Source organism: Neisseria subflava, assembly GCF_005221305.1.
GTDB classification, from domain to species: Bacteria; Pseudomonadota; Gammaproteobacteria; order Burkholderiales; family Neisseriaceae; genus Neisseria; species Neisseria subflava.
The window spans coordinates 899,529-926,380 of record NZ_CP039887.1 but is presented as its reverse complement, the minus strand read 5'-3'; the positions used below and the strand labels follow the sequence as shown (position 1 = coordinate 926,380).

Here is a 26,852-nt window from a genome sequence, read left to right as displayed (position 1 = left end):
ATGCATAATGGAAAAATGGTCTTTAGCAAGTATGTATGGGTAAATAATAGATGAGTGTTATTTGGGTATTACTAAAACGTTTTTCGTAAATATAGATTTTAAATTGGTACATGATAAAAGGTCGTCTGAAACAGGTTTCAGACGACCTTTTATTGTAAAAATCTATAAATTTAATAGATAATAACTATTCTCATATTATCAAGCTAGAAAAGATAACCCGCTGATTAACTTGATATTTTATATGGTTAAATTATGTTAACTAAAACATACGCTATCCAAACCTGATTTCACAGTTGATTTAAATCATAATGTCTTGTGTCCAAATCTCTAAAATACCCGAAATCATATTAGATATTGATTTTCGAATAACAAACTACAAGAGTCGAGGAACGCAAAATGCCGAAAATCCCTGAGTTGGTTTGTCCTGCCGGTAATCTGCCTGCTTTGAAGACGGCAGTGGACAATGGCGCTGACACAGTTTATATGGGGCTGAAAGATGCGACGAATGCGCGCAATTTTCCGGGACTGAATTTCGATATGAAATCGGCGCAGGAAGGGGTAGCTTACGCCCATGCGCGCGGCCGCAATGTGTTGATGGCAATCAATACTTTTGCCCAGGCGGGGCAAATCGAGCGGTGGCATCGGGCTGTCGATACGGCGGTGCAACTGGGGGCGGACGCGATAATCGTTGCCGACCCTGCGATTATGGCTTATGCCGCCGAGCGTCATCCTAATTTGAGGCTGCACATGTCGGTGCAGGGTTCGGCGACCAATTACGAAGCCATCAATATGATGAAGGAACTGTTCGGCGTCCGCCGTGCCGTGTTGCCGCGCGTTTTAACGGTCGATCAGGTCAAGCATGTGATTGACAATACGGATGTGGAAATCGAAGTGTTCGGTTTCGGCAGTTTGTGTGTGATGGTAGAAGGGCGCTGCATTTTATCGAGCTATGCGACGGGCGAATCACCGAATATGCAGGGCGTGTGTTCACCGGCGAAGGCGGTGCGTTGGGAGCAGCTGCCCGACCGCATGAACGTGCGGTTGAACCAGGTGTTAATTGACCAGTACAAACCGAACGAACCGGCAGGCTATCCGACACTGTGCAAAGGCCGTTTTGAAGTCAATGACGAAACCTATTACGCGCTGGAAGAGCCGACCAGCCTGAATGTTTTGGAAATGTTGCCCGAACTCATCAAAATCGGTGTATCCGCCATTAAAATCGAAGGCCGCCAGCGCAGCCCGATGTACACGGCGCAGGTTACCAAATCGCTGCGGCAGGCTTTGGACGCGGCCGCTGCCGATCCGGCTCATTTCAAAGTCAATCCGGTGTGGAACAACGCGCTGAGCAAGGTTTCGGAAGGGCATCAGACGACCTTGGGCGCATACAGCCGTCCGTGGAAATAAGGGAGGAGGAAAAATGAATCCGATGAAATTATCGTTGGGGCCGGTTTTGTTTTTCTGGCAGAAGGAAGCCCTGCTGGAATTTTACGCCGCTATGCTGGATGCGCCAGTGGACACCATTTATCTGGGAGAAGTGGTGTGTTCGCGCCGCCAGAAAATGCGTTTTGCCGACTGGGTCAGCTTGGCGGAAGATTTGGCGGAAAGCGGCAAAGAGATTATCTTGTCGTCGCAGGTGCTGCTGGAAAGTGAATCCGATTTGAAGCGCCTGCGTAAAATCACGGGGCAGGACAAATTCAAAGTCGAAGCCAACGATATGGGCGCGGTCAAATTGGCGCGCGAACACGGTATTCCGTTTGTCGCCGGCGCCAGCCTGAACATTTACAATGAAAGTACGCTGGCATTGTTTCAGAAACTTGGCGCATACCGCTGGATTGCGCCGTCCGAGTTGAGCCGTGACAAAGTTGCCGAAATCATCAAGGCTTCAGACGACATCGAAACGGAATTGTTTGCTTGGGGCAAAATGCCTTTGGCGTACTCTTCACGCTGCTTTACCGCGCGGCATTACAACCTGAACAAAGACGGCTGTGAATTCCGCTGCTTGGATTACGAGCAAGGTATGGACATGAACACCCGCGAGGGCAAGCCGTTTTTAACCATCAACGGCATCCAAACCATGTCTTACGGCTGCCAAAACCTGCTGCCGCACCATGAGGATTTGCGACAAATCGGTGTGAACATGCTGCGCCTGTCGCCGCAAATGCACGGCATGGCGGAAATCGTCCGTATCCACCGCGATGTATTGGACGGCAAAACCGCACTGGCGGATGCGCTGCCCGAATTGGAAAGACTGACCACCGGCACGCTGGTGGACGGCTATTGGCACGGTCAGCCGGGTATCGAAGCCGTGAAGGAGGAATATTATGGCGTTGCCTGAAATTGTATTGCCCGCATGGGCGGGAAAAATCGGCGGAAAATTACCGGGCAGGCCACCGCGCTTCGCTTTGGTTTTTACCCTCAACACCATGCTCAAACGCGGATTGCTGCCCGCCGATATGAGCCTGTTTGACGGTCGAACCTTCGAAATTGACGTATTGGACGCAGGCATCAAGGTGCGTTTCACCGCCAATGCCGAAAAATTCATCGATGCGGATTTTTTGGGTACGCCCGATTTGCGCCTTGCCGCCAACGGCATCGACTTTATGCGCATGATGATGCGCGAGGAAGACCCGGATACTTTGTTTTTCAATCGCAAACTGCAAATCGAAGGCGATACCGAGCTTGGGCTGATTACCAAAAACCTGCTCGACAGCGTGGACTGGCCGTTCGGAGATTGGTTTTTGAAGCGGCAGATGTCCGACTGAATGCCGGTTCGTGCAAGAATAAAGCAAAGCATTCATCCATTAAGTTTATGATTTAAAAATAAAATATTCAATACCTTTTACAAAATTCCCAAATCCCTAAATTTCTACCAAGGTATTTAGGGATTTGGGAATTTGTGTTTGGATTTTGGCCACCGGGTAAAAGGTATTTTGCAAAAGTCTCAATCCACAACAAAAAGGCCGTCTGAAAACCAAATTCCGGTTTTCAGACGGCCCCAATCATTTAAAACTTTCAACAAACTCTTATTTCAACGCTTCCAACAGCTTTCCGTGTATTCCGCCGAATCCGCCGTTGCTCATGATCAAAATATGGTCGCCTGCTTCGGCATTTTTCACAATTTCGGCAACAAAGGCATCGAAGTCTTGACCGACGTGCAGCTTGCCGTCCAAAGGCGCGAGAGCTTCGGCGACGTTCCAGTCCACGCCGCCGGCGTAGCAGAACACTTGGTCGGCACCTTTGAGGCATTCGGGCAGAGCGGCTTTCATGGTGCCAAGTTTCATGGTGTTGGAACGCGGCTCGAGGACGGCGAGGATGCGGGCATTTCCGACGCGCTGGCGCAGGCCTTCGATGGTGGTTTCGATGGCGGTCGGATGGTGGGCGAAGTCGTCGTAAACGGTGATACCGTTTACCGTGCCTTTGATTTCCATACGGCGTTTGACGTTTTTAAACGCGCTCAAGGCTTCGCAGGCGGTCTGAATGTCGACTCCGGCATGACGTGCGGCGGAGATGACGGCAAGCGCGTTCATGCGGTTGTGTCCGCCCATCAAATCCCATGCGACGTGTCCGGCTTTTTTGCCGTCAAGCAACACGTCAAACGAGCCGTCGGCATTGACTTCGCCGACCTGCCAGCCGTGTTCGGTGCCGAATTTTTCCACCGGCGTCCAGCAGCCTTTGTCGAGCGTATCTTGCAGGCTTTGCTGCTGTCCGTTGCAGACGATTAAGCCTTCGGACGGCACGGTGCGCACGAGGTGGTGGAACTGGGTCTGTATCGCGCCCAAATCGGCGAAGATATCGGCGTGGTCGAATTCCAGATTGTTCAACACGATGGTACGCGGGCGGTAATGTACGAATTTGGAGCGTTTATCGAAAAAGGCGGTGTCGTATTCGTCGGCTTCGATGACGAAAAACGGCGATTTGCTGTTCGGGTCTTGACGCGGCGTTTGCGGCAGACGGGCGGAAACGCTGAAGTTTTCCGGTACGCCGCCAATCAGGAAGCCTGGTGCGAGACCGGCATATTCCAAGACCCATGCCAGCATAGAGGCGGTAGTCGTTTTGCCGTGTGTTCCGGCTACGCCGAGTACCCAGTGTTGGTGTAATACGTTTTCAGCAAGCCATTGTGGGCCGGAAATATAAGGTAGGCCGCGGTTTAAAATCGCTTCAACCACATCCATGCCGCGTTTGGCAACATTGCCGATAACGTAAATATCGGCTTTAAATTCGTCTAATTGAGCGGCATCAAAACCTTCGTGTACGCCTATACCTAAGGCTTCAAGCTGGGTGCTCATCGGCGGATACATCTTCGCGTCGCAACCGCTGACTTTAAAACCTGCTTCTTTGGCAATAGCCGCTACGCCGCCCATAAATGTGCCGCCGATACCGATAATGTGGATGTGTTTCATGATAAGACCGTCTTGGGAATGAATTAATTTTAAAGCCGTCATTATAACGGAGTTTGGATAAAGGGGTCGTCTGAAAAGTAAAACGGCAATAAGAATAGGGGAAGAGATAGGGAGGATTGAATCTTAATAGGGAATTTTTAGGTTATAGTTGCTACTGAAATATTTATACTTTGGGTGCTGTGTTGCCGATTGAAAAAGGTATGAAATGGCTGGGCGATATGACTGTAGTTCTGTCTTTGCTCATGCTGGTGTTTGTTTTCTTGGTTGACCCGACTCACTACTTCCTCAGCAACTTGGTTGTCTCTATCGATAATATCCTTACTCAAACCGTTCACCATTCTTTCGAGCTGTACTTGTTCCACAACCGCGATTGGTCTAATGGCTTACTGGGTATGGTGGATTACTTGGGCACCATTTGTGGGCGTGTTCTTAGCGAAAATTTCCAAACGCCGTACTTTGCGCGAATTCGTGCTGGCATCCATTATGGTACTAGCCGGCTTCCTCGTGATTTGGTTCTCCGTATTCTCCGGCTTCAGCCTGTTTGATACTGTTGAAGGTACTGGATGCTTGGCAGAAATTGCCAATAAAGGCGACTACGAAGGCACATTCTATTACCTGCTCAATATGCTGCCTCTGTCTTTTGCAACCAAACCGTTGACCGTTATCCTGTTCTTAGGTTTCTGGGTTCTGGTTTGTTTGTGAAAGTTGTCGGGTGCGACGTTCAAAATACACTGTTGCCATGGCAATCGCAGCGGTCATCAATGCCGTTGTGGTTAAGATAACAAGGGGCTGCGGCGGTAAAACGGCGGCCAGCCCTGCGCCGATAACGAATAAGGTCGTCTGAAAAATCCAAAGCCGTTGCGGTCGGCGGTATTCGGGCTTGTTGTACGGCGTGTTGGCGGCAACCCCGAGATAAAACACGCCCAAACCGAGCCACAGCATTCGGACGGACTCAGCGGTAGCGGTGCTGTTTTGGTGCAGCCAAGCCAGTGCCACCGTTACCAAAGCGATGCCGATCAGTACGGCATAATGGCTGTACGAGGGCAATGCGCCCGAGTTTTGCGCTTTGTGTTCGTCGATAAAATAGGAAAACTGCATCACATAAACCGTAAACATCGCAAACAGAATCACAATCACGGGCAGTACGCCGATTTCAAACTTCGCCACGTGGAAATAAGGGGCGATGTCGATCACAGTTTCGCCGAAAAAAATAATCACCAGCCCGTTTAGGCGTTCGAGTAGATGCGGAAAATTCACCGCAGGTTGCTTGTGGCTGACAAAGGTGGGCAAAATCCAACCCAAACCGAAACCGCCCAGCGCAACCCACTGTCCGATATGGGCGGGAAACAACAGCGAACCGAGCACCGTCGCCGCCGTCAATCCGCGCAATCCCGCCACCAGCTTGATTCTGCGGCGTTGTTCGGGGGAAGCGTGGCGGGCAAGCTGCAACAGATATTGCAGGCAGACACTGCCGACCAGTAGCCCCAGCGCAAGATTAAACGGCACAAAATTTGCCAGCCAGTCGCTGCCCACCGCATTGGACAAAACAGCAGCAAAAACATATCGGCAAACAAAAACAGCCGATCCCGCCAAGAGTTGTCGCCGAAGCGGTTGATGTAAATGCTCTGGTATAACCAAATGGTAAACAGAATCACCAGCGAAATCAGAAACGTGACGTAATCGGCTTCGTCGGCGTGGTGCACCAGCTCGGTGGTGCGGGACAAAGATATACAAACACCAAATCATAAAACAGCTCGGGCAGCCCGACTTTTTTCTCTCCAACAGGCATAAGCCCTCCGGTTGTGATGAATAACTTAGTGAAGAATAACAGTTTTTACCGACAAGTACCATTGACTGGGCGGCTTAAAAATAGCTCTCGTCAATGTCCATTTTGCCCAGTTTTTGGTTAATGGCGTGCAATTCGTCCGCAGTCAGGCGGATTCGCAGTGCGCCGAGGTTTTCCGCCAAGCGGTGTTTTTTGGTGGTGCCCGGAATCGGTACGATAAAGGGCTTTTGCGCCAGTTCCCACGCCAACACGATGTGCGCGGCGGTGGCGGATTTGGCGGCGGCGAGCTCGTGCAGCAAGTCCAACACAGACTGGTTTTTCGTCATCACATCCGCCGAAAAACGCTTCATCGTGCGGCGGAAATCGCCTTTGGCGTATTGGGTCTGCGCGTTAAAACGGCCGCTTAAAAAGCTGTTCCCCAGCGGGCTGTATGCCACAAAGCCGATATGGTTGGCTTCGCAAAAAGCAAACAATGCTTTTTCGGGGGCGCGGAACACCATGGAATATTGGTTCTCCGTGGCGGTAATGGGCGTAACGGCGTGGGCGGCGGCCATATACTCAATCGGCGTGTTGGACACGCCCCAATGATGGATTTTGCCTGCCTTAATCAATTCGCCCATTACTTCCGCTACCGCCTCGGCGGGTACATTCGGGTCAATGCGATGCTGGTAATACAGGTCGATGTAGTCGGTTTGCAGATTGCGTAAGGATTCGTCCACTTGCTTGCGGATGGATTCGGGGCGGCTGTCCAGCACATTCTCCACGCTGCTGGCGGAATGAGTTTGCCCCACAATGCCGATCCAACCGTAGGCGACAACAGTATGGTAGTAAATTTTGCTTTTGCACCGACTTCAGTAGGCGGCTTGGGCATCAACTACACAATCACGCCGGAAGGCTGGTTGTATACGGTAAGCCATACTCAAGAGCAACAAGAGAAAGTCAACATATTCGTCAATGCTCTGAAAGTAGGCGGAAAAAATCTGCTCGAATTTCTTAATGCTTGATAATGTGAGATTTTTGGTAGATTGAACCTAAGTCAATCATAGAAAACGGATACATAAAATGCTGCTTGTTTGATAAGCGGCATTTTATTATCTATGGTTTCTATGTTTATTCAGGCTGGCAGTGATGGTTTGATGTCTTAGAAAAGTTGTGGCTGTAATTGTGAAAATAATGCCGTCTGAAAAATAAGTTCTGAGTAAACCACGCTACGACTTATTTTCAGACGGCATTTGTCTTCTGTATTTTACGATTTCTATTAAAGTGCTGCTTCTGAGCGTTCTCCGGTACGAATACGGATCGCTTCTTCAACCGGATAAATAAAGATTTTACCATCACCGATTTTGCCGGAATGCGCGGTTTCTAAAATGGCGTCCACAGCCTGATCGACTTTGTCGTCAGCCAATACCAATTCAATTTTTACTTTAGGCAGAAAATCGACTGCGTATTCCGCGCCACGATAAATTTCCGTATGGCCTTTTTGGCGGCCGAAACCTTTGACTTCGCTGACAGTCATGCCGGTAATACCGATTTCAGTCAGGATTTCGCGTACATCGTCGAGTTTGAAAGGTTTGATAATAGCTTCGATTTTTTTCATATTGAGTCTCCTTATTTGCGAAAAGGCCGTCTGAAACATTCAGACGGCCTTTGTTCCATCAAGTTTGTTCAAATTTTATTTGAGTGAACTTATTTCTTTTTCTGAGCAGGCAGGTCGGTACATACGCCCAATGCCACTTCCGCAGCCATACCGATGGATTCGCCCAGGGTTGGGTGTGGGTGGATGGTTTTACCGATATCGGCTGCATCACAGCCCATTTCGATGGCCAAGCAGATTTCGCCGATCATATCGCCGCCGTTAGGACCAACGATACCGCCACCGATGATGCGGCCGGTTTCAGCATCAAAAATCAGCTTAGTGAAACCATTGTCGCAACCGTTGGCAATCGCACGGCCGGAAGCAGCCCATGGGAAGTTGGCTTTGGTGATTTTGCGGCCGGAGGCTTTGGCAGACAACTCGGTTTCGCCAACCCATGCCACTTCAGGAGAAGTGTAAGCAACGCCCGGAATAACGCGCGCGTCGAAGTAGGCTTTGTGGCCGGCACAGTTTTCAGCGGCAACGTGACCTTCGTGAACGGCTTTGTGTGCCAACATCGGTTGACCAACGATATCGCCGATAGCGTAGATGTGTGGCACATTGGTGCGCATTTGTTTGTCCACTTCGATGAAGCCGCGATCGGTAACGGCAACACCGGCTTTTTCGGCACTGATGAGTTTGCCATTAGGCGCACGACCGGCAGCTACCAGTACGGCATCGTAACGTTGTGGTTCTTTAGGCGCATTTGCACCTTCGAAGGTAACGTAAACGCCGTCTTCTTTAGGCTCGACAGCAACAGTTTTGGTGTTGATCATGATGTTGTCAAAACGGTATTCGTTTTGTTTTTGCCATACTTTAACCAAGTCGCGGTCTGCGCCTTGCATCAGGCCATCCATCATTTCAACAACATCCAGGCGAGAACCCAGCGTGCTGTAAACCGTACCCATTTCGAGACCAATAATACCGCCACCGATGATCAACAGTTTGCCCGGTACTTCTTTCAGTGCCAAAGCGCCGCTGGAGTCGAAAATTCGAGGATCTTCAGGGATGAAAGGCAATTTGGTTACGCGGCTGCCTGCTGCAATGATACAGTTTTTAAAGGCAACGATTTTTTTCTCACCGGTAGGAGTCGCTTGTTCGTACACTTCGCTGGTCGTCAGAGAAACTTCCAAGTGGTGCGGATCTAAGAATTGACCGTCGCCTTGGATAACATCCACTTTGCGACCTTTAGCCATGCCTGCCAAACCGCCGGTCAGACGTGAAACCACACCGTCTTTGTAGGCGCGCAGCATGTCGATATCGAGTTCAGGCTCAGGGTATTTGATACCGTTGGCAGCCAAGTGGCGTACTTCATCGATAACGGCAGCATTGTGCAACAGTGCTTTGGAAGGGATACAGCCGACGTTCAAGCAAACGCCGCCCAAAGTTTTGTAACGTTCAACGATGGCAACTTTCAAGCCTTCGTCAGCAGCGGCAAATGCAGCAGAATAACCGCCAGGGCCGCCGCCCAATACAACTACGTCGTATTCGGCATCGGCAGAACCGCCGAATTGAGCAGCTTGAGGAGTAGGAGCGGCTGCTTTAGGTGCTTCTTGTGCAGGGGCGGCAGGCGCTTCGGCTTGAGGAGCAGCAGCTGCACCTTCGGCTTCAACGACAACAATCAAACCGCCTTCGGAGATTTTGTCGCCGACTTTAACTTTAACCTCTTTGACTACGCCTGCAACTTCGGCAGGTACGTCCATAGTCGCTTTATCGGTTTCCAAAGTAATCAGGGTATCGTCCACAGCAATGGTATCGCCCACATTTACTTCGACCGCAATAATATCTACATTTTCGTGACCGCCAATGTCGGGCACTTTCAATTCAACTAAGCTCATGTCTAATCTTTCTGAATGATGTTCGGACTTCTTTTTTCAGACGGCCTTTCTATTCAGGCCGTCTGAAAATGCTCGGATTACAGAGTAATGCGGCGGAAGTCTTTCAACAGGTTAGCCAGGAATACGGTGAAGCGCATACCGGCGGCACCGTCGATGACACGGTGGTCAAAGGACAGGCTCAACGGGCACATCAGGCGTGGAGCAAATTCTTTGCCGTTCCAAACCGGTTTGATTTGGGATTTGCACACGCCCAAGATAGCAACTTCAGGAGCATTCACAATTGGTGTGAAGCCTGTGCCGCCGATACCGCCCAAGCTGGAAATGGTAAAGCATGCGCCTTGCATTTCTTGTGGTTTGAGCTTGCCTTCGCGGGCTTTTTTAGACAATTCGGTCAGCTCTTGGCTGATTTGTTTCAAGCCTTTTTGATCCACGTCTTTGATGACTGGAACAACCAAGCCGTTTGGCGTGTCTGCTGCGAAACCGATATTGAAGTAGTTTTTCAGCACCAAGTTGTCGCCATCCAGAGAGGCGTTGAATTCAGGGAAGGCTTTCAGCGCAGCAACAGAGGCTTTGATGATGAACGCCAATGGGGACAGTTTCACGCCTTCGCGTTCCCATTCTTTGTTCAGTTGTTTGCGGAATTCTTCCAATTCGGTCATGTCCGCTTCTTCGTGTACGGTAACGTGAGGAATCACAACCCAGTTACGAGACAGGTTTTGACCGGAGATTTTCTTAATGCGAGACAATTCTTTAACTTCGACGCTGCCGAATTTAGAGAAGTCAACTTTAGGCCATGGCAACAAGTCCAGACCACCGCCCAAAGAAGCAGCGGCAGGTTTGCCTGCACCGCTTTGCATAACGGATTTAACAAAGGCTTTAACGTCTTCGCCCATGATACGGCCTTTCAGACCGGTACCTTTGACTTGGCCCAAATTTACGCCCAATTCGCGCGCCAGTTTGCGTGCGGAAGGACCTGCATGCGCTTTTGCAAATGCAGCTTCATCGATTTTGGCAGCAGCAGGAGCAGCAGGTGCAGCAGGTGCAGGCGCAGCTGCTGGTGCAGTAGGAGCAGGAGCGGCAGCTGGTGCAGGCGCAGCGGCTTGAGTGGCAGGAGCAGGGGCTGCTGCGGCAGAGCCGGCAGTTTCTACTTCAATAATGGCGGAGCCTTCGGATACTTTGTCGCCAACTTTCAGGAATACGGCTTTAACCACACCGGCTTCGGTACATGGTACGTCCATGGTGGCTTTGTCGGTTTCCAGAGTAATCAGGGTGTCGTCAACGGCAACAGTGTCGCCGACTTTAACTTCAACGGCAATAACGTCTACGTCAGAGTGGCCGCCGATATCAGGTACAACAACTTGTACGGTAGCGCCACCGGCAGGAGCAGCTGCAGGCGCAGCAGCTGGAGCAGCAGGAGCTTCTGCTGCAGGAGTCGGAGCGGCATCAGCAGCGGCAGCACCGGTTTCAACGGTCAGAATAACTCCGCCTTCAGAGATTTTATCGCCAACTTTCACTTTAACTTCTTTCACGACGCCGGCTGCATCAGCAGGTACATCCATAGTGGCTTTGTCGGTTTCCAACGTAATCAAGGTGTCGTCAACGGCGATGGTGTCGCCCGCTTTGACTTCTACGGCGATGATGTCGACGTTTTCATGACCGCCGATATCAGGGACTTTGATTTCTACGATACTCATTTGAGTTCCTTTAACATTTTCAGTTTGATGCCGTCTGAAAACTGTTTCTTACGGCATCGGTACAGTTTGTTCAAGCCATTCAAGCATTCGGTTTCCAGACGGCCTGATGTCTGAATAAAGCAAACAGGCCGTCTGAAACATCAATTAGCGTTTCCAGCTTGGAGCCACATCGGCATTAATGCCGTATTTTTCAATGGCTTGCTGAACGGTTTCTTTGCTGACTTTGCCTTGCTCTGCCAATGCGCTCAATGCTGCCACGGCAACGTTGTAGCGATCCACTTCGAAGAAGCGGCGCAGGTTGGCACGGCTGTCGGAACGGCCGAAACCATCGGTACCCAAGACATGGTAGTCGTTCGGGATGTACGCGCGGATACGGTCGGCATAGCTGCGGACATAGTCGGTAGCGGCGATAACCGGACCGTCATGACCTTGCAGTTGTGAGGTAACGAAAGGCACTTTTTCAGCTTCCAGCGGATGCAGGCGGTTGAAACGTTCTGCTTCGATGGCATCGCGGTGCAACAGGTTGAAGGACGGGCAAGACCAAATATCTGCTTCTACACCGAAGTCGGCTTTCAACAATTCGGCACCGGCGATGACTTCTTGCAGGATGGTACCGGAACCCATCAATTGGACTTTCTTGTCGCCTTTGCCACCGGCTTTCAGCAAGTACATACCTTTCAGGATGTCTTGTTCTACGCCTTCAGGCATGTCCGGATGAGTGTAGTTTTCATTCATCAGGGTGATGTAGTAGAACACGTCTTCGTGGTTAACATACATGCGGCGCAAGCCATCGTGTACGATAACGGCTACTTCATATTGGAATGTCGGATCGTAAGTTACACAGTTTGGGATCAAGTCTGCTTGAATGTGGCTGTGACCGTCTTCATGTTGCAAACCTTCACCGTTCAGTGTTGTACGGCCGGCTGTACCACCCAGCAGGAAGCCACGTGCATGCATATCGCCTGCTGCCCATGCCAAGTCGCCAACGCGTTGGAAACCGAACATAGAGTAGTAGATGTAGAAAGGAATCATCGCAAAGTTGTTGTTGGCGTAGCTGGTTGCAGCCGCGATCCAGTCAGCCATTGCGCCTGGCTCGTTAATACCTTCTTGCAAGATTTGACCGTCAACAGATTCTTTGTAGAACATCAGTTGGTCTTTATCTTGAGGGGTGTATTGTTGACCTTTAGGGTTCCAAATACCATATTGGCGGAACATACCTTCCATACCGAAAGTACGGCTTTCGTCAGGAACGATAGGTACAACGCGTTTGCCGATTTTTTTATCTTTCAGCAGAGTAGACAGGATGCGTACGAAAGCCATAGTGGTTGAGAATTCACGGTCACCGCTGGATTTCAGTTGGGCATCAAATGCTGACAGTTCAGGCACTTCCAGAACGTCTTGGGTAGGGTTGCGTTGAGGCAGGTAGCCACCCAAAGATTCACGGCGTGCGTGCAGGTATTTGTATTCTTCGCTGTCAGGAGCAAAAGTCAGGTAAGGCAGGTCGCCACTGTCAATTTGCTCGTCAGTTACAGGAATATCAAAGCGGTCACGGAATTGTTTCAGAGACGCTTTGTCCATTTTTTTGGCTTGGTGGGCAACGTTTTGACCTTCGCCGGATGCACCCATACCGTAGCCTTTAATGGTTTTTGCCAAGATTACAGTAGGTTTGCCGTTGGCGTGGTTCGCAGCGCGGTCGTAAGCGTTGTAGACTTTTTGAGGGTCATGACCACCGCGGTTCAATGCCCAAATTTCGTCATCAGTCATATCGGCGACCAATGCTTTCAGTTCAGGTGTATTGAAGAAGTGTTCGCGAACGTATGCACCGTCTTTGGATTTGTAAGTTTGATAGTCACCGTCCAAGCACTCTTCCATACGTTTGCGCAGAATGCCGTCTTTGTCTTTTGCCAAGAGGCGGTCCCAACGACGACCCCAGATGACTTTCACAACATTCCAGCCGGCGCCGGCAAAGTTGCCTTCCAGCTCTTGAATGATTTTGCCGTTACCGCGTACTGGGCCGTCCAAACGTTGCAGGTTACAGTTGATAACGAATACCAAGTTGTCCAAGCCTTCGCGTGAAGCCAGAGCAATAGCACCTTGGCTTTCAGGTTCGTCCATTTCGCCGTCGCCACAGAATACCCATACTTTACGGCCTTTGGTTTTAGCCAGACCGCGAGATTCCAAGTATTTCAGGAAGCGTGCTTGGTAAATTGCCATCAATGGGCCAAGACCCATAGATACGGTTGGGAATTGCCAGAAGTCAGGCAACAGGTGAGGGTGAGGGTAAGAAGGCAGACCTTTGCCGTCAACTTCTTGACGGAAGTTATTCAGTTGGTCTTCAGTCAGACGGCCTTCAACGAACGCGCGTGCGTAGATACCAGGAGCAACGTGGCCTTGGAAGAATACCAAATCGCCTTCTTCGCCTTCGCCTTTAGCTTTCCAGAAATGGTTGAAGCCGACTTCGTACATAGTGGCGGCTGATTGGAAAGATGCAATGTGTCCACCCAATTCCAAATCTTTTTTACCCGCGCGTAAAACGATAGCGGCAGCGTTCCAACGGACGAATGCACGGATGCGGTGTTCGATGTTTTGGTCGCCAGGGATGCCTTTTTCGTCTTCAACGGAAACGGTGTTCAAGTATGGAGTAGTGGTGCCGTGAGGCATACGGATGCCTTTGTCACGGCTGTATTTGACCAAACTTTCCAGCAGGTATTGGGCGCGCTCGCTGCCTTCATATTCTAAAACAGAGCTTAACGCGTCTAACCATTCTTTGGTTTCAATTGGGTCAACATCGTGTAATTGGGTGGACATAATATCTATCCTTGTGTTGAGTGTTTTTCAATGACGGAGTATTACTCCGATATTTTCGTTTGCGAACAAATGTGAGTTAAAAACGAAAATTCCTAGAGTCAAATTCGAAAAAGTTTTAATTACTGAAATATTTTCAATACGTTATAACCATTGATGAAAAATCAGAAAGAATTGAACTTTTTGCGAACCGGCTAACCTGCAAATGCTATCAGTAATTGGGCAAACTGGCAAATCATGCTGTAGATATTGATAGGATGTAGAGGTTGGAATTAGGATTTTTTAAAAGAGTTATAGAGTTTGTTTTAAATCGAGATATTGAGTGGATACAGTAAAAAGTATCAGGTGTTTGAGTAAATAGATTCGAATACGAAAAACATTTTTAAAATTTTGTTGTAAATTGAAAGTTTGGATTGGGTTTAGGGTTTGAAAGGGAAAATTTAGATTATCTGATTCTTTACAAAGAGAGTAGGCCGTCTGAAGACTTTAAAGAGATTAAGAGGGAATGGGATTTGAAGATAACGATTATTGAGGAAGGGTAAATGAAAAAAATGACATGTACAGGCTGTTTAGTTTAGCTCTGACATGCCATTTATGTAGGAAGTTAGAATTTCAGACGGCCTTTAATCGGCAGAGCCTTTTTGAGCGAATTGCTTCCATTGAGCCAAAAGCTCTTTGAGAACGTCTTGCTGTTCATGTCCATGTTGGATAGCTTCTTGCAGCCAGAAACAAGCATTATTGATGTCTTTTTCTACGCCCATACCGTGATAATACAGACAGGCAAGATTATATTGAGCCATCGTGTCTCTTTGTTTGGCTGCTGCTTCAAACCATTTTGCAGCTTGGGCATAGTCGACAGGTACACCTTGTCCACTGTAATACATCATGCCAAGATTGGTTTGGGATTTGCTGTGCCCACGTTCTGCGGATTGGTGGTATAGATCCAGTGCTTCAGCGTAATTCTGTTGGCGTTTTAAGCCATAGTGCGCTGCAAATGCCAGCTTGTATAGACGTTCAGCCTCCTGACGTTGGAGGGCGATTTCTTTCGTCAGCTCATAGTTTTGCTGGTTATTCAATGCGCTGTCAGACAGAAGTTTTTGGTAAGCGACAAGATTACCTAAATCAGCCGAGCGTTGATAATATTGACGTGCGGTGTCTGCATCAACTGCTTGTCCCAATCCGTAGCGATAGATATCACCTAAAAGGCGCAATCCTTCCGGATCATTTTGATCCGCAGCAAATTTAGCGTGCTGATAGGCCTTTTGAGGGTCTCGTTCGGTGTTTTTACCCAATAGATATATTTCGGCAAGTGCTACATGCGCATTACTGTCACCTTGTTCGGCAGCTTTTTCGAACCATTTCAATGCTTCAGCAGGATTTGATGCGGCTAAGAGTTCTCCAAGAGAAGTTTGCGCCGGAACAATGTCGTAATCGGCGGCAATACGCAAATGTTCGATGGCTTTTTCAGGATTTTGTGTAACACCTTGCCCCAATTTGTATTGAAGGCCGAGTTGCCAGTGTGCCGCAATAAATCCCTGTGCAGCGGATTGCTGATAAAGTTTATGGGAATATTCCAAATCAGGAGAGCTGGAGTATTGGTAATGTTGGGCTAAGAAGTATTGTGCCTGAGGATTTTGTTGTTCGGCAGCTTTTAATGCCCATTTGACTGCTTCTTGGTCATTGCCATTGTCTGCGTATAAACGCATCAGGCGCAGTTGGGCAGGAGCCAATCCTTCTTCGGCAAGCTCTTGATAGGTTGCAATGAGCTTTTCTACTTCTATTCCATTATTTTCTTGTAACTGGAGAAGATTATAGCGGGCATATGGATGACCAGCTCTTGCAGCTTGTTTTAAATATTCAACTGCAATTACTAAATCTTGCTCATTTTCATGGTGTTCGATCAGGCATCCTGCCAGCTGAAATGCAGCCTCAATATGCCCGGCTTCTGCTGCTTCGCAGAGCAATGGAATGGCTCGTGCAAAGTCAGGTGGGTTTTGAGTGATTAATTTTTCTGCTAGCAGAAAAGATTCTTCATATTGTTGAGCATTCATCGGTTTGCTTTTATATTTTGTGAAGGATTAAGAATAAAATTATCGGCCGACAAGGTGCGGCCGTTATGATTTTGTAATTTTGAGGTTATTTACAAAAACAGACAACCGGATTTGTATTTTTATACTTAGAATAATGGAATAATTTGTTTTATGCTGCATAAATACAACAGAAGGGTGTGATAAAGTGGGTTGAGAAAATACTTCTGCTGTTTATTCAGTTTAAATTATTCATCGTCCGGTTTTTTACGCCACAAAACAAGTAATTTACCAATATGTTGCACCAGTTGGGCACCCAGTGTTTCACACAGGGCATCACAAATTTCAATACGTTCAGCACGATCATCGCCAGAAACACGGACTTTAATCAATTCGTGTGCTGTCAATGCGGCATCGGTTTCTTTGATGACCGAGTCGGTCAAGCCTTGTTGGCCAACCATAACAACAGGGTGGAGGTGGTGTGCTTGGGCTTTCAAGGCCAAAATTTCTTTGGTGCTTAATTTGTTGTCGCTCATATTAATAAGTATCCAATTAAAAAGAATAATGGCTATATTGTACGCGATTTAGAACATTTACGGGGGAAATAACGTACAATGCTGATTTTAACTTAAGCATTTCAAATCAAGATGGCTGTACGCTCAAAATCTTCAAAAGCATGGCTGCATGAGCATGTCAACGATCATTATGTCCATATGGCACAAAAGGACGGATATCGTGCCAGAGCGGCTTATAAATTATTGGAAATTAATCAAAAAGACAAATTAATCAAGCCAGGTACGGTTTTGGCGGATTTGGGCAGCGCACCGGGAAGTTGGTCACAGGTTGCAGCCAAGCTGGTCGGTAAAACAGGGGCAGTGTTTGCTTTGGATATTTTGCCGATGGATGCTATTGAAGGCGTGTCATTTATTCAGGGTGACTTTAGGGAAGATGCTGTTTTGGAGCAGTTTGAAGCCTTATTGGATAATCGTCCGTTAGACCTTGTAATCTGTGATATGGCACCCAATATGTCAGGCAATGCCGTAACCGACCAGGCACGCAGTTTTTATTTGTGTGAACTGGCTTTAGATTTTGCCTCCCAACATTTGAAAACCGGAGGCAGTTTTTTAGTGAAGGTGTTTCAAGGTGCGGGTTATCAGGAGTATACGGCGGCTATGCGCGAATTTTTTGCCAGTGTACAAACTCGAAAGCCGGATGCTTCCCGCAATCGTTCCAGTGAGATTTACCTATTAGGTAAAAATAAACGCTGACAATGTAGGGTGGGTGCTTTAAAATTCTTTCCCTTGATTTTATTTATTTTGTAACCATGGAGCCTGTTCAGTGGGGAATACCATTAAAAACATATTAGTCTGGGTAGTGGGTGGTGCTATGCTTTTAGCAGCATTCAATGCGCTCAGCGATAAGCAGGAAGATAAACAGCAAATCGAATATTCTCAATTTATTCAGCAAGTTAATAGTGGCGAAGTATCCAATGTCAATATTGAAGGATCTGTTGTCAGCGGCTATCTGATTAAAGGTGAGCGCACCGATAAAACTGCCTTCTATACCAATGCGCCTTTGGATGACAACTTGGTTAAAACACTGTTGGACAACAAAGTACGCGTCAAAGTGACTCCGGAAGAAAAACCAAGCATGCTGGCCAGTCTGTTTTACAGCCTGCTGCCTGTTTTGTTGTTGATCGGTGCATGGTTCTACTTCATGCGCATGCAAAGCGGCGGTGGCGGTAAAGGCAGTGCATTCTCTTTTGGTAAAAGCCGTGCACGTTTGTTGGACAAAGATTCCAATAAAGTTACTTTTGCCGATGTTGCAGGTTGTGATGAGGCAAAAGAAGAAGTACAAGAAATCGTAGATTACCTGAAATCGCCTAATCGTTATCAAAGTCTGGGCGGTCGAGTACCTCGCGGTATTTTGTTGGCCGGTAGCCCTGGTACGGGTAAAACATTGCTGGCCAAAGCGATTGCTGGTGAGGCCGGTGTGCCATTCTTCAGTATTTCAGGTTCTGACTTCGTAGAAATGTTTGTCGGTGTCGGTGCGAGCCGTGTCCGCGATATGTTCGAGCAGGCTAAGAAAAATGCGCCATGTATCATCTTTATTGATGAAATTGATGCTGTCGGCCGTCAGCGTGGTGCCGGTTTGGGCGGTGGCAATGATGAGCGTGAGCAAACATTGAACCAATTGTTGGTTGAAATGGATGGTTTTGAAAGCAACCAAACCGTTATTGTGATCGCAGCAACCAACCGTCCTGATGTACTTGACCCTGCGTTGCAGCGTCCGGGCCGTTTTGACCGTCAAGTCGTTGTTCCATTGCCCGATATCCGTGGCCGTGAGCAAATCTTGAAAGTACACGCTAAAAAAGTACCTTTGGATGCATCCGTAGATTTGACTTCTTTAGCACGCGGCACACCTGGTTTTTCAGGTGCGGATTTGGCAAACTTGGTCAATGAAGCAGCTTTGTTTGCCGGCCGTCGCAATAAAGTTAAAGTCGATCAAAGCGATTTTGAAGATGCGAAAGACAAAATCTACATGGGTCCGGAACGTCGCAGCATGGTAATGCACGAAGATGAAAAATGTGCGACAGCCTATCATGAGGCCGGTCATGCAATCGTAGCGGAAAGCCTGCCGTTTACCGATCCGGTTCACAAAGTAACAATTATGCCTCGTGGTCGTGCATTGGGTTTGACTTGGCAGCTGCCTGAACGTGACCGCATCAGTATGTACAAAGACCAAATGCTGAGCCAGCTCTCAATCTTGTTTGGTGGCCGTATTGCTGAAGATATTTTTGTCGGCCGTATTTCTACCGGCGCATCTAACGACTTTGAGCGTGCAACTCAAATGGCACGCGAGATGGTAACGCGTTATGGTATGAGCGACAAAATGGGGGTGATGGTTTATGCTGAGAACGAAGGTGAGGTATTCTTGGGTCGCAGCGTAACCCGTTCTCAAAACATTTCCGAGAAAACCCAACAAGATATCGATGCGGAAATCCGCCGTATTTTGGATGAGCAATACCAAGTGGCTTACAAAATCTTGGATGAAAATCGCGATAAGATGGAAACCATGTGCAAGGCACTGATGGATTGGGAAACCATCGATCGAGACCAAGTTTTGGAAATTATGGCCGGTAAACAGCCTAGTCCGCCTAAAGATTACAGCCACAATGTCCGCGATGACAAAGTAGAAGAGCCTGAAGCGCCTGTTGCTGAAGCTGTTGAACCTGTTGAGCAAAATGAGGTTCAGAATACTGAGTCAGTAGAAGCAGACAAAACAGATAAATCTGTATAAGGCTTGAAACAGAAAACGGTAGCTTTTAAGCTACCGTTCTTATTTTGAAGATAAGCAAAAGGCCGTCTGAAAAGCTTCAGACGGCCTGATTTTATTGAGTCAATTACAAAACAGCCAAAGCAGCTTCGTAGTCAGGCTCGTTCGCAATTTCAGAAACCAACTCAGCGTGGAGAACTTGGTTTTGCTCGTTCAAAACCACCACTGCGCGGGCAGTCAGGCCGCGTAATGGGCTTTCTGTCAGTGTAACACCGTAATCGTTAGAAAAGCTGCTGCGGAATGTAGAAAGTGTCACTACATTTTCCAAACCTTCTGCGCCGCAGAAACGGGCTTGTGCAAACGGTAAATCGGCAGAAATGCACAAAACGACGGTATTGTCCAAAGACGAGGCATGTTTGTTGAAAGTGCGGACGGACTGGGCGCATACGCCGGTGTCAATACTAGGGAAAATATTCAGCACTTTGCGTTTGCCTGCAAAGTCAGCCAATGATTTCTCAGATAGGTCTGCTGCTACCAATGTGAAATCAGGTGCAACTTGGCCGATAGCGGGCAAATTGCCGTTTGTAGAAATAGGTGAGCCTTGGAAAGTAACTTGGGCCATGATTCAGTCCTTGTGTCAGGGGGAAAATAGGATGGTCAGGAGTTTAGTAATGACGGCGGCGGAAATAGAACATGCCTTCGCTGTCAATTTCTAAAATATAGCGGCCGTTTTGTACGGCGGCATAACCGCTTTTACCTTCGGTATAAGGTTGCAAAGCAGCGTGTGAAATCAGATAGTCGGTCAGTTTGCTGCCGTCTTGGGCAATATTATCCACCATTTTTGCAAAGGTAGTGTGGCAGACTCCGTTGGCTGACCAGCCGGCTGAAACGCCTTTTTCATTTTTTTCCATGCATTGGCCGCTGATGACTTCTAAGTCGGTAGGGTGCTTGCCAATCAGATTGATGACGCCACCCTCTATGCCGTTAATCGGATAGGTGCGTTGTTTTTTACCTTCTTTGGTTTCGCCTTCTTGAGCTGTACCCAAATCCAAACCGGCTATGGCTTGTTCATCGATATATTTAACTTTGAAGGTAGGCTTTGGCGCTTTGCCTGAAGCAGCATCATTGGCTGCATTATCTTCAGATTTACCGCCGCAGGCAGCCAATGAAAGGCTGAGCAAGATAAGGGGAAAGGTTTTTTTCATATGAGAAACCCTAGAAAAACGATTATATTTCAAATAATAAACGATATTATGGCCGTCTGAAATTTTCAGACGGCCTTGCTATTATTTCAACGGACGAATACCTACCGCGTCGCGTACTTTATCCAACAATTCGCGTGCTTCTTTACGCGCTTTTTGTGCGCCGGCCTGCAAAATGTCTTCAATTCGAGAGGGTTTGGCTGTCAATTCATTGTAACGCTCGCGGGGTTCTGCGAGCTCGGCATTGATTTTTGCGCCCAAGAGTTTCTTAGCCTCACCCCAAGCAAGGCCTTTGGCCAGCATTTGCGTGAACTCGGCAGTTTCAGACGGCGTGGAGAAGGCTTTGTAGATTTCAAACAGAGGACTTTCATCAGGCTGTTTCGGTTCGCCGGGCTCTTTCATATTGGTGATGATTTTGTTAACCGATTTTTGGGTTTTCTTGTCGTTTTCCCAAAGCGGAATGGTATTGCCGTAGGACTTGGACATTTTGCGTCCGTCCAAGCCGACCAAGAGTTCGACATTTTCGTCGATTTTTACTTCAGGCAGGGTGAAGAGTTCTTGGAAGCGGTGATTGAAGCGGCCGGCAATATCGCGTGCCATTTCAACGTGTTGGATTTGGTCGCGACCGACTGGAACTTCATGGGCGTTGAACATAAGAATGTCGGCAGTCATGAGGATAGGGTAGCTGTATAGACCCATTTCCACGCCGTGATCCGGATCTTCCTGACCGTTTTCAGTATTTGCCTGTACTGCGGCTTTATAAGCATGGGCACGGTTCATCAGGCCTTTTGCGGTGATACAGGTCAGAATCCAGTTCAACTCCATCACTTCGGGAATGTCGCTTTGACGGTAGAAAGTAGTCTGTTCCGGATTGAGTCCGCAGGCGAGCCATGTGGCGGCAACAGCTTGAGTAGATTGATGAATCATTTCCGGCTCATGACATTTGATGATACCGTGATAGTCGGCCAAAAAGAGGAATGATTCGGTATTGGAATCTTGCGCTGCGCGGATAGCCGGGCGGATGGCACCGACATAGTTGCCCAAGTGTGGAATACCTGTTGTGGTAACGCCTGTTAAAACTCGTTTTTTGCTCATGAAAGTATCCTTCGGCACAAAGGCCGTCTGAAAATAAATATGGTGCCGATTATACCTGATTATTCTTGATTTTTCAGACGGCCTTTTGAGTAAAGGGTAACTGGATAATAAAAGTTATGCACATAAAATTATAAAAATAAAACTTTATAAAACAATAATATAGTAAAAATTTTTGATTAATGGAGTAAATAGCTATTGAGTTATCCACATTTGCGCTTATATAGGCTCTAACAGAATATATTTGAAGAGGAACGTAAAATGAGATTTGATAAATTGACTGCTAAATTCCAGCAAGCTCTGCAAGAAGGTCAAAGTTTGGCTTTGGCTGCGGACAGCAGCTACCTTGAGGCCGGCTTTATCTTAAAAGCGTTGCTTGACGATCAAAACAGTGGTGCTGCTGCGTTACTGGCTCATGCAGGCGTGAATGTGCCTCAAGTAAAACAACGTTTGCAGCAACATTTGAGCAGCTTGCCAAAAGTATCCGGTCAAGGCGGCGATATTATGCCTAGCCGTGAGCTGCAAGCTGTATTGAACTTGATGGACAAGGCTGCAACCAAACGCGGCGATGCCTATATCGCCAGCGAACTTTTCCTGCTGGCTTTGGTTCAGCAGAATGATGCGACCGGCAAAATTTTGAAAGAGGCTGGTGCAACCGAACAAAATATCAATGCCGCGATTGATGCGGTACGAGGAGGACAAAACGTGAATGATGCGAATGCTGAAGACCAACGCGATGCTTTGAAAAAGTACACACTTGATCTGACTCAACGCGCCCGAGACGGCAAGCTCGATCCTGTTATCGGTCGTGATGATGAAATTCGTCGTGCGATTCAGGTATTGCAACGCCGAACCAAAAACAACCCTGTGCTGATTGGTGAGCCAGGTGTGGGTAAAACCGCTATTGTTGAAGGCTTGGCGCAACGTATTGTTAACGGCGAAGTACCTGAATCCCTGCGTAACAAACGCCTTTTGGTTCTGGACTTGGCAGCTTTGATTGCCGGTGCGAAATACCGTGGCGAATTTGAAGAACGCTTGAAAGGCGTGTTGAACGACTTGGCTAAAGACGATGGCAACACTCTGATTTTCATCGACGAAATCCATACTTTGGTTGGTGCAGGTAAAACCGATGGCGCAATGGATGCGGGTAATATGTTGAAACCGGCTTTGGCGCGCGGCGAACTGCACTGCATCGGCGCAACCACCTTGGACGAATACCGTCAGTACATCGAAAAAGATGCGGCACTCGAACGCCGTTTCCAAAAAGTATTGGTTGGCGAGCCAAGTGTGGAAGATACCATTGCTATTCTGCGCGGTTTGCAAGAGCGTTATGAAATCCACCACGGCATCGATATTACTGACCCTGCTATCGTTGCCGCAGCGGAATTGAGCGACCGTTATATTACCGACCGCTTTCTGCCTGATAAAGCGATTGATTTGATTGACGAAGCAGCCAGCCGTATCAAAATGGAGCTGGACAGCAAACCTGAGCAAATGGATAAACTTGACCGTCGCATTATTCAGCTCAAAATGGAAAAAATGCACGTTGCCAAAGAAACCGATGATGCCAGCAAAAAACGTCTGGAATTGATAGACGAAGAAATCGACGGACTGCAAAAAGAATACGCTGATTTGGATGAAATCTGGAAAGCCGAAAAAGCGGCATCATCCAGCACTGCCGACATCAAGAAACAGATGGACGACATCAAAGTCAAAATCGAGCAGGCCAAACGCCAAGGCGATTTTGCCCGCGCGTCCGAACTCGAATACGGCGAGTTACCGAAATTGGGTGCACAGTTGCAGGCAGCGGAAAGCAACTCCGACGGCAAAAAACAAAACAAACTTTTCCGTACCGAAGTCGGCGCAGATGAAGTAGCCGAAATCGTTTCCCGCATGACCGGCATCCCCGTGTCAAAAATGATGGAAGGTGAACGCGACAAGCTGCTGAAGATGGAAGAAGTATTGCATCGCCGCGTGGTCGGTCAAGACGAAGCCGTGCGTGCCGTGTCTGACGCTATCCGCCGCAGCCGTTCCGGTTTGGCCGATCCGAATAAACCTTATGGCAGCTTCTTGTTCTTAGGCCCGACCGGTGTGGGTAAGACCGAATTGTGTAAGGCATTGGCAGGCTTCCTGTTTGACAGCGAAGATCATCTGATTCGTATCGATATGTCTGAATACATGGAAAAACATGCTGTTGCCCGCTTAATCGGTGCGCCTCCCGGCTATGTCGGCTACGAAGAAGGCGGCTACCTGACTGAGCAAGTCCGCCGCAAACCATACAGCGTGATTCTTTTGGATGAAGTGGAAAAAGCCCATCCGGACGTATTCAACATCTTGCTGCAAGTATTGGATGACGGCCGTTTGACCGATGGACAAGGTCGAACTGTTGACTTCAAAAATACTGTTATCGTGATGACTTCCAATATCGGTAGCCAACATATCCAACAAATGGGTACTCAAGACTACGAAGCAGTGAAAGAAGTTGTAATGGAGGATGTGAAAGAACATTTCCGTCCTGAAATGATCAACCGTATTGATGAAGTAGTCGTGTTCCACGGTTTGGATCAAGCCAATATCCGCAGCATTGCGAAAATCCAGCTTAAAGGTTTGGAAAAACGTTTGGAAGCACAACATCTGCATCTAAAAGTCGATGATGCTGCCTTGGATCTGATTGCTAAAGCTGGTTTCGACCCTGTGTATGGTGCCCGTCCGCTCAAACGCGCCATTCAGTCAGAAATCGAAAACCCGTTGGCAAAAGCATTGCTTGAAGGCAAATATGCACCTGATAGCACAATCCATGTTAAAGAAGAGGGTGGTAAGCTCTTGTTTGCATAAAATTAAAACAATGTAGTATGTTGTTGTAAAAGGCCGTCTGAAAGAATTCAGACGGCCTTTCCTAGTTATTGATTCACATCATATATTTGTTATCTAATTTGATTATTCATTGAATTTTAGAGAATATTAATCGAAAATCTTGTGCCATCGGTTGATAAAGAATGCGATATAATCCGACCTGTTTGTCGAGGTTCTTGCTAAATATCTCATTTTATGTAATATACTACAATGCAAAAACTGACTAATCAAAATCTTCACATTATTTTGTCGGAGCGCTTAAATGATACCGACTTTGTTCTTATTCTCAATGCATTAATCAAATTTTTGCGCCGAGGAGGCAAAAAACAGGCCTCCGAACGTTTCGATTTGATTTTATCTACTTTAAAACAAGACGATGCTTTATGCCGTCAATTCAGCCTGCGCTTCTATGCCTGGTTGTCCAAAGTTCACATCTATCCTGCGCTGATTAAGCTGGGTATTTTCTCGCGCCATAGTTTTACTCGGGAGATGGGCATACGGATTTACGAGCGTTTCAGCCCGTCTTATAAAGATTTTTCCAATCTGCGCGAAGTATTTTTATATCTTTTTCATTCGAAAAACGATGATAAATGGTTGCAAACCCTGAGTTTGCGTCAATGGTTGAGCATGTATGAATTGTTGCAGGGTAAAGCGGATCCTGCTTTGCTTCAGACGGCCAGCCGACAGTTGGCGGATGCCCGTTTGCGAGCGGTAGAAATGCTGTCTATTTGGATTGCTTCCGAAGCGATTGAGCCGGATTTAATACGGATTGCTCCCCGTTTGTTGGAGGCGGATTCGGCATTTGTTGCTTTGCAACGTGAAATTGCAAAATTGGTAGAACACTATCGCCACAGTGAAGAAACTTACGATACGGCGCACTTGGAGGTCATGTTTGACCAGTGCAACAAGCAAATTGAGTATCTGCGTCGTCGTGGTACAGGGGCGGGGTCTGGTTCGTCAGTGAAAGTGGCCCACTTGCTGGAGCGTCTGCAGCAAACCCTAGACCGTCTGAAACTGCTGACCAATATTCAAATTGAAACCGGCAGCCGCACCCGCTTAACCATCAATCTGATGAATGCGATGATTTACGCGGCGGTAGAGCAATACAGTACCAGCCACTTGCGTAAAAGCAGTATCCGAATGCTGGCGCGCAGTATTACGGAAAACAAAAGTCATCATGGTGAGCATTACATTACGCGCAACCGTAGCGAATATTTCAAAATGTTTTATTCTGCAGCAGGTGGCGGCGTAATTATTGCTTTGATGGCATTGAATAAAATCCATATTGCGTCTTTGGGGTTCGGCGAGTTTACTACTTCATTCCTTGCCGGACTTAACTATGGCTTAGGCTTTATGCTGATTCATATGCTGCACTGCACCGTTGCGACTAAGCAGCCTGCCATGACAGCGGCGAGCTTTGCCGAGCAGGTGGACTCAAATGAAGGCAGTAAAGCGGTGGACAATAAATTGGCAAAACTGCTGATTGACGTGTGTCGTTCGCAAAGTGTTGCTGTGTTTGGCAATGTATCGATTGCCGTATTGTTGGCGGCTGGGATCGCTTGGGGTTATGCCTACACGCATGGGCAGCCCTTGTTGAACGAGGCGGTTACAGCCTACCAGCTTAAATCTATTGAGATTTTTACTCAGCCTACCTTGTGGTATGCTGCTATTGCCGGTGTATGGCTATTTTGTTCGGGGATTATTGCCGGCTTCTTTGACAACCGTTCCGATTATCTGAACCTGCGTCAGCGCCTGCCGTTTAATCCGTTTTTACGAAAAATCATGCGCCCGCAGCCGCGCCGCCGTTTGGCCGCTTATATTCATAAGCATTACGGCTCGCTTATGGGTAATTTTATTTTCGGTATGCTTTTGGGGACGACCGGCTATTTTGGCCATCTTTTCGGTTTGCCGCTGGATATTCGGCATGTGGCGTTTTCTTCGGCAAATTTGGGTTATGCCGCGATTAGCGGTCATGCAGATATATTCACTTTTATGCTTGGCTTGGCAAGTGTAATGGCAATCGGCATGGTGAATCTGGTGGTCAGTTTTTCTTTGGCTTTGGCTGTTGCGCTTCGTTCTCGCGGTACGCGTTTGGGCAGTATGCACAATTTGCTGAAAAGCTTCTGGAGTCAAGTGAAAGCCAATCCTTTGATTTTGTTGTATCCGGTTCAAGTGAATAACAAAGAAAATACGAAGTAAGATTGAAGAAAGGCCGTCTGAATATATATTTTTCAGACGGCCTTTTG

20 protein-coding genes and 2 pseudogenes are annotated in these 26,852 nt (G+C 47.8%); 10 read left to right on the top strand and 12 right to left on the bottom strand.

Annotated features, from left to right (window positions below):
- The first annotated feature begins 396 nt into the window (after positions 1 to 396).
- From ubiU to ubiT, 3 genes are read left to right on the top strand one after another with little or no spacing between them, the layout of a single operon-like run.
- Positions 397 to 1,404, top strand: a complete 1,008-nt coding sequence (gene ubiU, locus FAH66_RS04460) for a ubiquinone anaerobic biosynthesis protein UbiU (RefSeq protein WP_070631052.1) — start codon at positions 397 to 399, stop codon at positions 1,402 to 1,404.
- A gap of 13 nt (positions 1,405 to 1,417) precedes the next feature.
- A complete protein-coding gene (locus FAH66_RS04455) occupies positions 1,418 to 2,335 on the top strand; it encodes a U32 family peptidase (protein WP_137040821.1) in 918 nt (305 codons plus the stop codon).
- Positions 2,322 to 2,762, top strand: a complete 441-nt coding sequence (ubiT, locus tag FAH66_RS04450; RefSeq protein WP_049352304.1) for a ubiquinone anaerobic biosynthesis accessory factor UbiT — start codon at positions 2,322 to 2,324, stop codon at positions 2,760 to 2,762. Before FAH66_RS04455 ends, ubiT begins: the two co-directional genes overlap by 14 nt.
- Positions 2,763 to 3,023: 261 nt before the next feature.
- Here the strand turns inward: ubiT and mpl are convergent, their stop codons facing one another.
- Complete coding sequence (gene mpl / locus FAH66_RS04445) at positions 3,024 to 4,400, bottom strand: UDP-N-acetylmuramate:L-alanyl-gamma-D-glutamyl-meso-diaminopimelate ligase (RefSeq protein WP_137040820.1); 1,377 nt, start codon at positions 4,398 to 4,400, stop codon at positions 3,024 to 3,026.
- Positions 4,401 to 4,600: 200 nt separating this feature from the next.
- Between mpl and FAH66_RS11135 the strand changes: the two are divergent.
- Both FAH66_RS11135 and FAH66_RS04440 read left to right on the top strand, forming a co-directional pair.
- Positions 4,601 to 4,720, top strand: a pseudogene (locus FAH66_RS11135) (hypothetical protein); the annotation flags it as partial.
- 58 nt (positions 4,721 to 4,778) lie between these two features.
- Complete coding sequence (locus tag FAH66_RS04440) at positions 4,779 to 5,102, top strand: BCCT family transporter (protein ID WP_279638376.1); 324 nt, start codon at positions 4,779 to 4,781, stop codon at positions 5,100 to 5,102.
- Here the strand turns inward: FAH66_RS04440 and FAH66_RS11020 are convergent.
- Positions 5,073 to 6,055 (bottom strand): annotated as a pseudogene (locus FAH66_RS11020) (low temperature requirement protein A). The gene FAH66_RS04440 and the pseudogene FAH66_RS11020 overlap by 30 nt on opposite strands.
- A 208-nt stretch (positions 6,056 to 6,263) precedes the next feature.
- On the bottom strand, positions 6,264 to 6,977 hold the full coding sequence (locus FAH66_RS04430; RefSeq protein ID WP_208648088.1) for an aldo/keto reductase: 714 nt from the start codon (positions 6,975 to 6,977) through the stop codon (positions 6,264 to 6,266).
- On the opposite strand from FAH66_RS04430, the gene FAH66_RS04425 reads away from it, so the two are divergent.
- Positions 6,963 to 7,190: a hypothetical protein gene (locus FAH66_RS04425; protein WP_244285017.1), complete on the top strand. Its 228-nt coding sequence runs from the start codon at positions 6,963 to 6,965 to the stop codon at positions 7,188 to 7,190. The two genes, FAH66_RS04430 and FAH66_RS04425, sit on opposite strands and share 15 nt — an antisense overlap.
- Positions 7,191 to 7,444: 254 nt before the next feature.
- On the opposite strand, the gene FAH66_RS04420 is transcribed toward FAH66_RS04425, so the two are convergent.
- The 6 genes from FAH66_RS04420 to yhbY all read right to left on the bottom strand — a co-directional run bounded on the left by FAH66_RS04420 (position 7,445) and on the right by yhbY (position 16,719).
- A complete protein-coding gene (locus FAH66_RS04420; RefSeq protein ID WP_003683576.1) occupies positions 7,445 to 7,783 on the bottom strand; it encodes a P-II family nitrogen regulator in 339 nt (112 codons plus the stop codon).
- 89 nt (positions 7,784 to 7,872) lie between these two features.
- Complete coding sequence (gene lpdA / locus FAH66_RS04415; protein ID WP_137040818.1) at positions 7,873 to 9,657, bottom strand: dihydrolipoyl dehydrogenase; 1,785 nt, start codon at positions 9,655 to 9,657, stop codon at positions 7,873 to 7,875.
- A 77-nt stretch (positions 9,658 to 9,734) separates the two neighbouring features.
- Positions 9,735 to 11,351: a dihydrolipoyllysine-residue acetyltransferase gene (gene aceF / locus FAH66_RS04410; protein ID WP_049352293.1), complete on the bottom strand. Its 1,617-nt coding sequence runs from the start codon at positions 11,349 to 11,351 to the stop codon at positions 9,735 to 9,737.
- Between the two features lie 144 nt (positions 11,352 to 11,495).
- Positions 11,496 to 14,159, bottom strand: a complete 2,664-nt coding sequence (aceE, locus tag FAH66_RS04405) for a pyruvate dehydrogenase (acetyl-transferring), homodimeric type (protein WP_049352289.1) — start codon at positions 14,157 to 14,159, stop codon at positions 11,496 to 11,498.
- 620 nt (positions 14,160 to 14,779) lie between these two features.
- Positions 14,780 to 16,207 (bottom strand): tetratricopeptide repeat protein, encoded by a 1,428-nt coding sequence (locus FAH66_RS04400; RefSeq protein ID WP_070631074.1) that lies wholly within the window; start codon positions 16,205 to 16,207, stop codon positions 14,780 to 14,782.
- 224 nt (positions 16,208 to 16,431) lie between these two features.
- Entirely contained in the window at positions 16,432 to 16,719 is a 288-nt protein-coding gene (yhbY, locus tag FAH66_RS04395; protein ID WP_137040817.1) for a ribosome assembly RNA-binding protein YhbY, read from the bottom strand.
- 111 nt (positions 16,720 to 16,830) lie between these two features.
- Here yhbY and FAH66_RS04390 point away from each other — a divergent pair, with 111 nt between their 5' ends.
- On the top strand, positions 16,831 to 17,451 hold the full coding sequence (locus tag FAH66_RS04390; protein WP_101755469.1) for an RlmE family RNA methyltransferase: 621 nt from the start codon (positions 16,831 to 16,833) through the stop codon (positions 17,449 to 17,451).
- Positions 17,452 to 17,521: 70 nt separating this feature from the next.
- Positions 17,522 to 19,483: an ATP-dependent zinc metalloprotease FtsH gene (gene ftsH, locus FAH66_RS04385; protein WP_137040816.1), complete on the top strand. Its 1,962-nt coding sequence runs from the start codon at positions 17,522 to 17,524 to the stop codon at positions 19,481 to 19,483.
- Between the two features lie 103 nt (positions 19,484 to 19,586).
- On the opposite strand, the gene tpx is transcribed toward ftsH, so the two are convergent.
- The 3 genes from tpx to trpS all read right to left on the bottom strand — a co-directional run bounded on the left by tpx (position 19,587) and on the right by trpS (position 21,756).
- The gene (tpx, locus tag FAH66_RS04380) at positions 19,587 to 20,081 is read right to left on the bottom strand and encodes a thiol peroxidase (protein WP_049328352.1); all 495 of its coding nucleotides are present in this window, start codon (positions 20,079 to 20,081) and stop codon (positions 19,587 to 19,589) included.
- Between the two features lie 43 nt (positions 20,082 to 20,124).
- Entirely contained in the window at positions 20,125 to 20,664 is a 540-nt protein-coding gene (locus FAH66_RS04375; RefSeq protein ID WP_137040815.1) for a hypothetical protein, read from the bottom strand.
- Positions 20,665 to 20,745: 81 nt separating this feature from the next.
- The gene (trpS, locus tag FAH66_RS04370; RefSeq protein ID WP_137040814.1) at positions 20,746 to 21,756 is read right to left on the bottom strand and encodes a tryptophan--tRNA ligase; all 1,011 of its coding nucleotides are present in this window, start codon (positions 21,754 to 21,756) and stop codon (positions 20,746 to 20,748) included.
- A gap of 258 nt (positions 21,757 to 22,014) precedes the next feature.
- On the opposite strand from trpS, the gene clpB reads away from it, so the two are divergent.
- Together clpB and FAH66_RS04360 are read left to right on the top strand one after the other, a co-directional pair.
- Entirely contained in the window at positions 22,015 to 24,588 is a 2,574-nt protein-coding gene (gene clpB, locus FAH66_RS04365; protein ID WP_137040813.1) for an ATP-dependent chaperone ClpB, read from the top strand.
- A gap of 228 nt (positions 24,589 to 24,816) precedes the next feature.
- Positions 24,817 to 26,805, top strand: a complete 1,989-nt coding sequence (locus FAH66_RS04360; protein ID WP_137040812.1) for a site-specific recombinase — start codon at positions 24,817 to 24,819, stop codon at positions 26,803 to 26,805.
- Positions 26,806 to 26,852 lie beyond the last annotated feature (47 nt).

Excerpts from the sequence above, each read along its gene's own strand:
- ubiU (WP_070631052.1), top strand. The coding sequence starts at position 397 with ATGCCGAAAATCCCTGAGTTGGTTTGTCCTGCCGGTAATCTGCCTGCT.
- FAH66_RS04455 (WP_137040821.1), top strand. The coding sequence starts at position 1,418 with ATGAATCCGATGAAATTATCGTTGGGGCCGGTTTTGTTTTTCTGGCAG.
- ubiT (WP_049352304.1), top strand. The coding sequence starts at position 2,322 with ATGGCGTTGCCTGAAATTGTATTGCCCGCATGGGCGGGAAAAATCGGC.
- mpl (WP_137040820.1), bottom strand. The coding sequence starts at position 4,400 with ATGAAACACATCCACATTATCGGTATCGGCGGCACATTTATGGGCGGC.
- FAH66_RS04440 (WP_279638376.1), top strand. The coding sequence starts at position 4,779 with ATGGCTTACTGGGTATGGTGGATTACTTGGGCACCATTTGTGGGCGTG.
- FAH66_RS04425 (WP_244285017.1), top strand. The coding sequence starts at position 6,963 with ATGAGTTTGCCCCACAATGCCGATCCAACCGTAGGCGACAACAGTATG.
- FAH66_RS04420 (WP_003683576.1), bottom strand. The coding sequence starts at position 7,783 with ATGAAAAAAATCGAAGCTATTATCAAACCTTTCAAACTCGACGATGTA.
- lpdA (WP_137040818.1), bottom strand. The coding sequence starts at position 9,657 with ATGAGCTTAGTTGAATTGAAAGTGCCCGACATTGGCGGTCACGAAAAT.
- aceF (WP_049352293.1), bottom strand. The coding sequence starts at position 11,351 with ATGAGTATCGTAGAAATCAAAGTCCCTGATATCGGCGGTCATGAAAAC.
- aceE (WP_049352289.1), bottom strand. The coding sequence starts at position 14,159 with ATGTCCACCCAATTACACGATGTTGACCCAATTGAAACCAAAGAATGG.
- FAH66_RS04400 (WP_070631074.1), bottom strand. The coding sequence starts at position 16,207 with ATGAATGCTCAACAATATGAAGAATCTTTTCTGCTAGCAGAAAAATTA.
- yhbY (WP_137040817.1), bottom strand. The coding sequence starts at position 16,719 with ATGAGCGACAACAAATTAAGCACCAAAGAAATTTTGGCCTTGAAAGCC.
- FAH66_RS04390 (WP_101755469.1), top strand. The coding sequence starts at position 16,831 with ATGGCTGTACGCTCAAAATCTTCAAAAGCATGGCTGCATGAGCATGTC.
- tpx (WP_049328352.1), bottom strand. The coding sequence starts at position 20,081 with ATGGCCCAAGTTACTTTCCAAGGCTCACCTATTTCTACAAACGGCAAT.
- FAH66_RS04375 (WP_137040815.1), bottom strand. The coding sequence starts at position 20,664 with ATGAAAAAAACCTTTCCCCTTATCTTGCTCAGCCTTTCATTGGCTGCC.
- trpS (WP_137040814.1), bottom strand. The coding sequence starts at position 21,756 with ATGAGCAAAAAACGAGTTTTAACAGGCGTTACCACAACAGGTATTCCA.
- clpB (WP_137040813.1), top strand. The coding sequence starts at position 22,015 with ATGAGATTTGATAAATTGACTGCTAAATTCCAGCAAGCTCTGCAAGAA.
- FAH66_RS04360 (WP_137040812.1), top strand. The coding sequence starts at position 24,817 with ATGCAAAAACTGACTAATCAAAATCTTCACATTATTTTGTCGGAGCGC.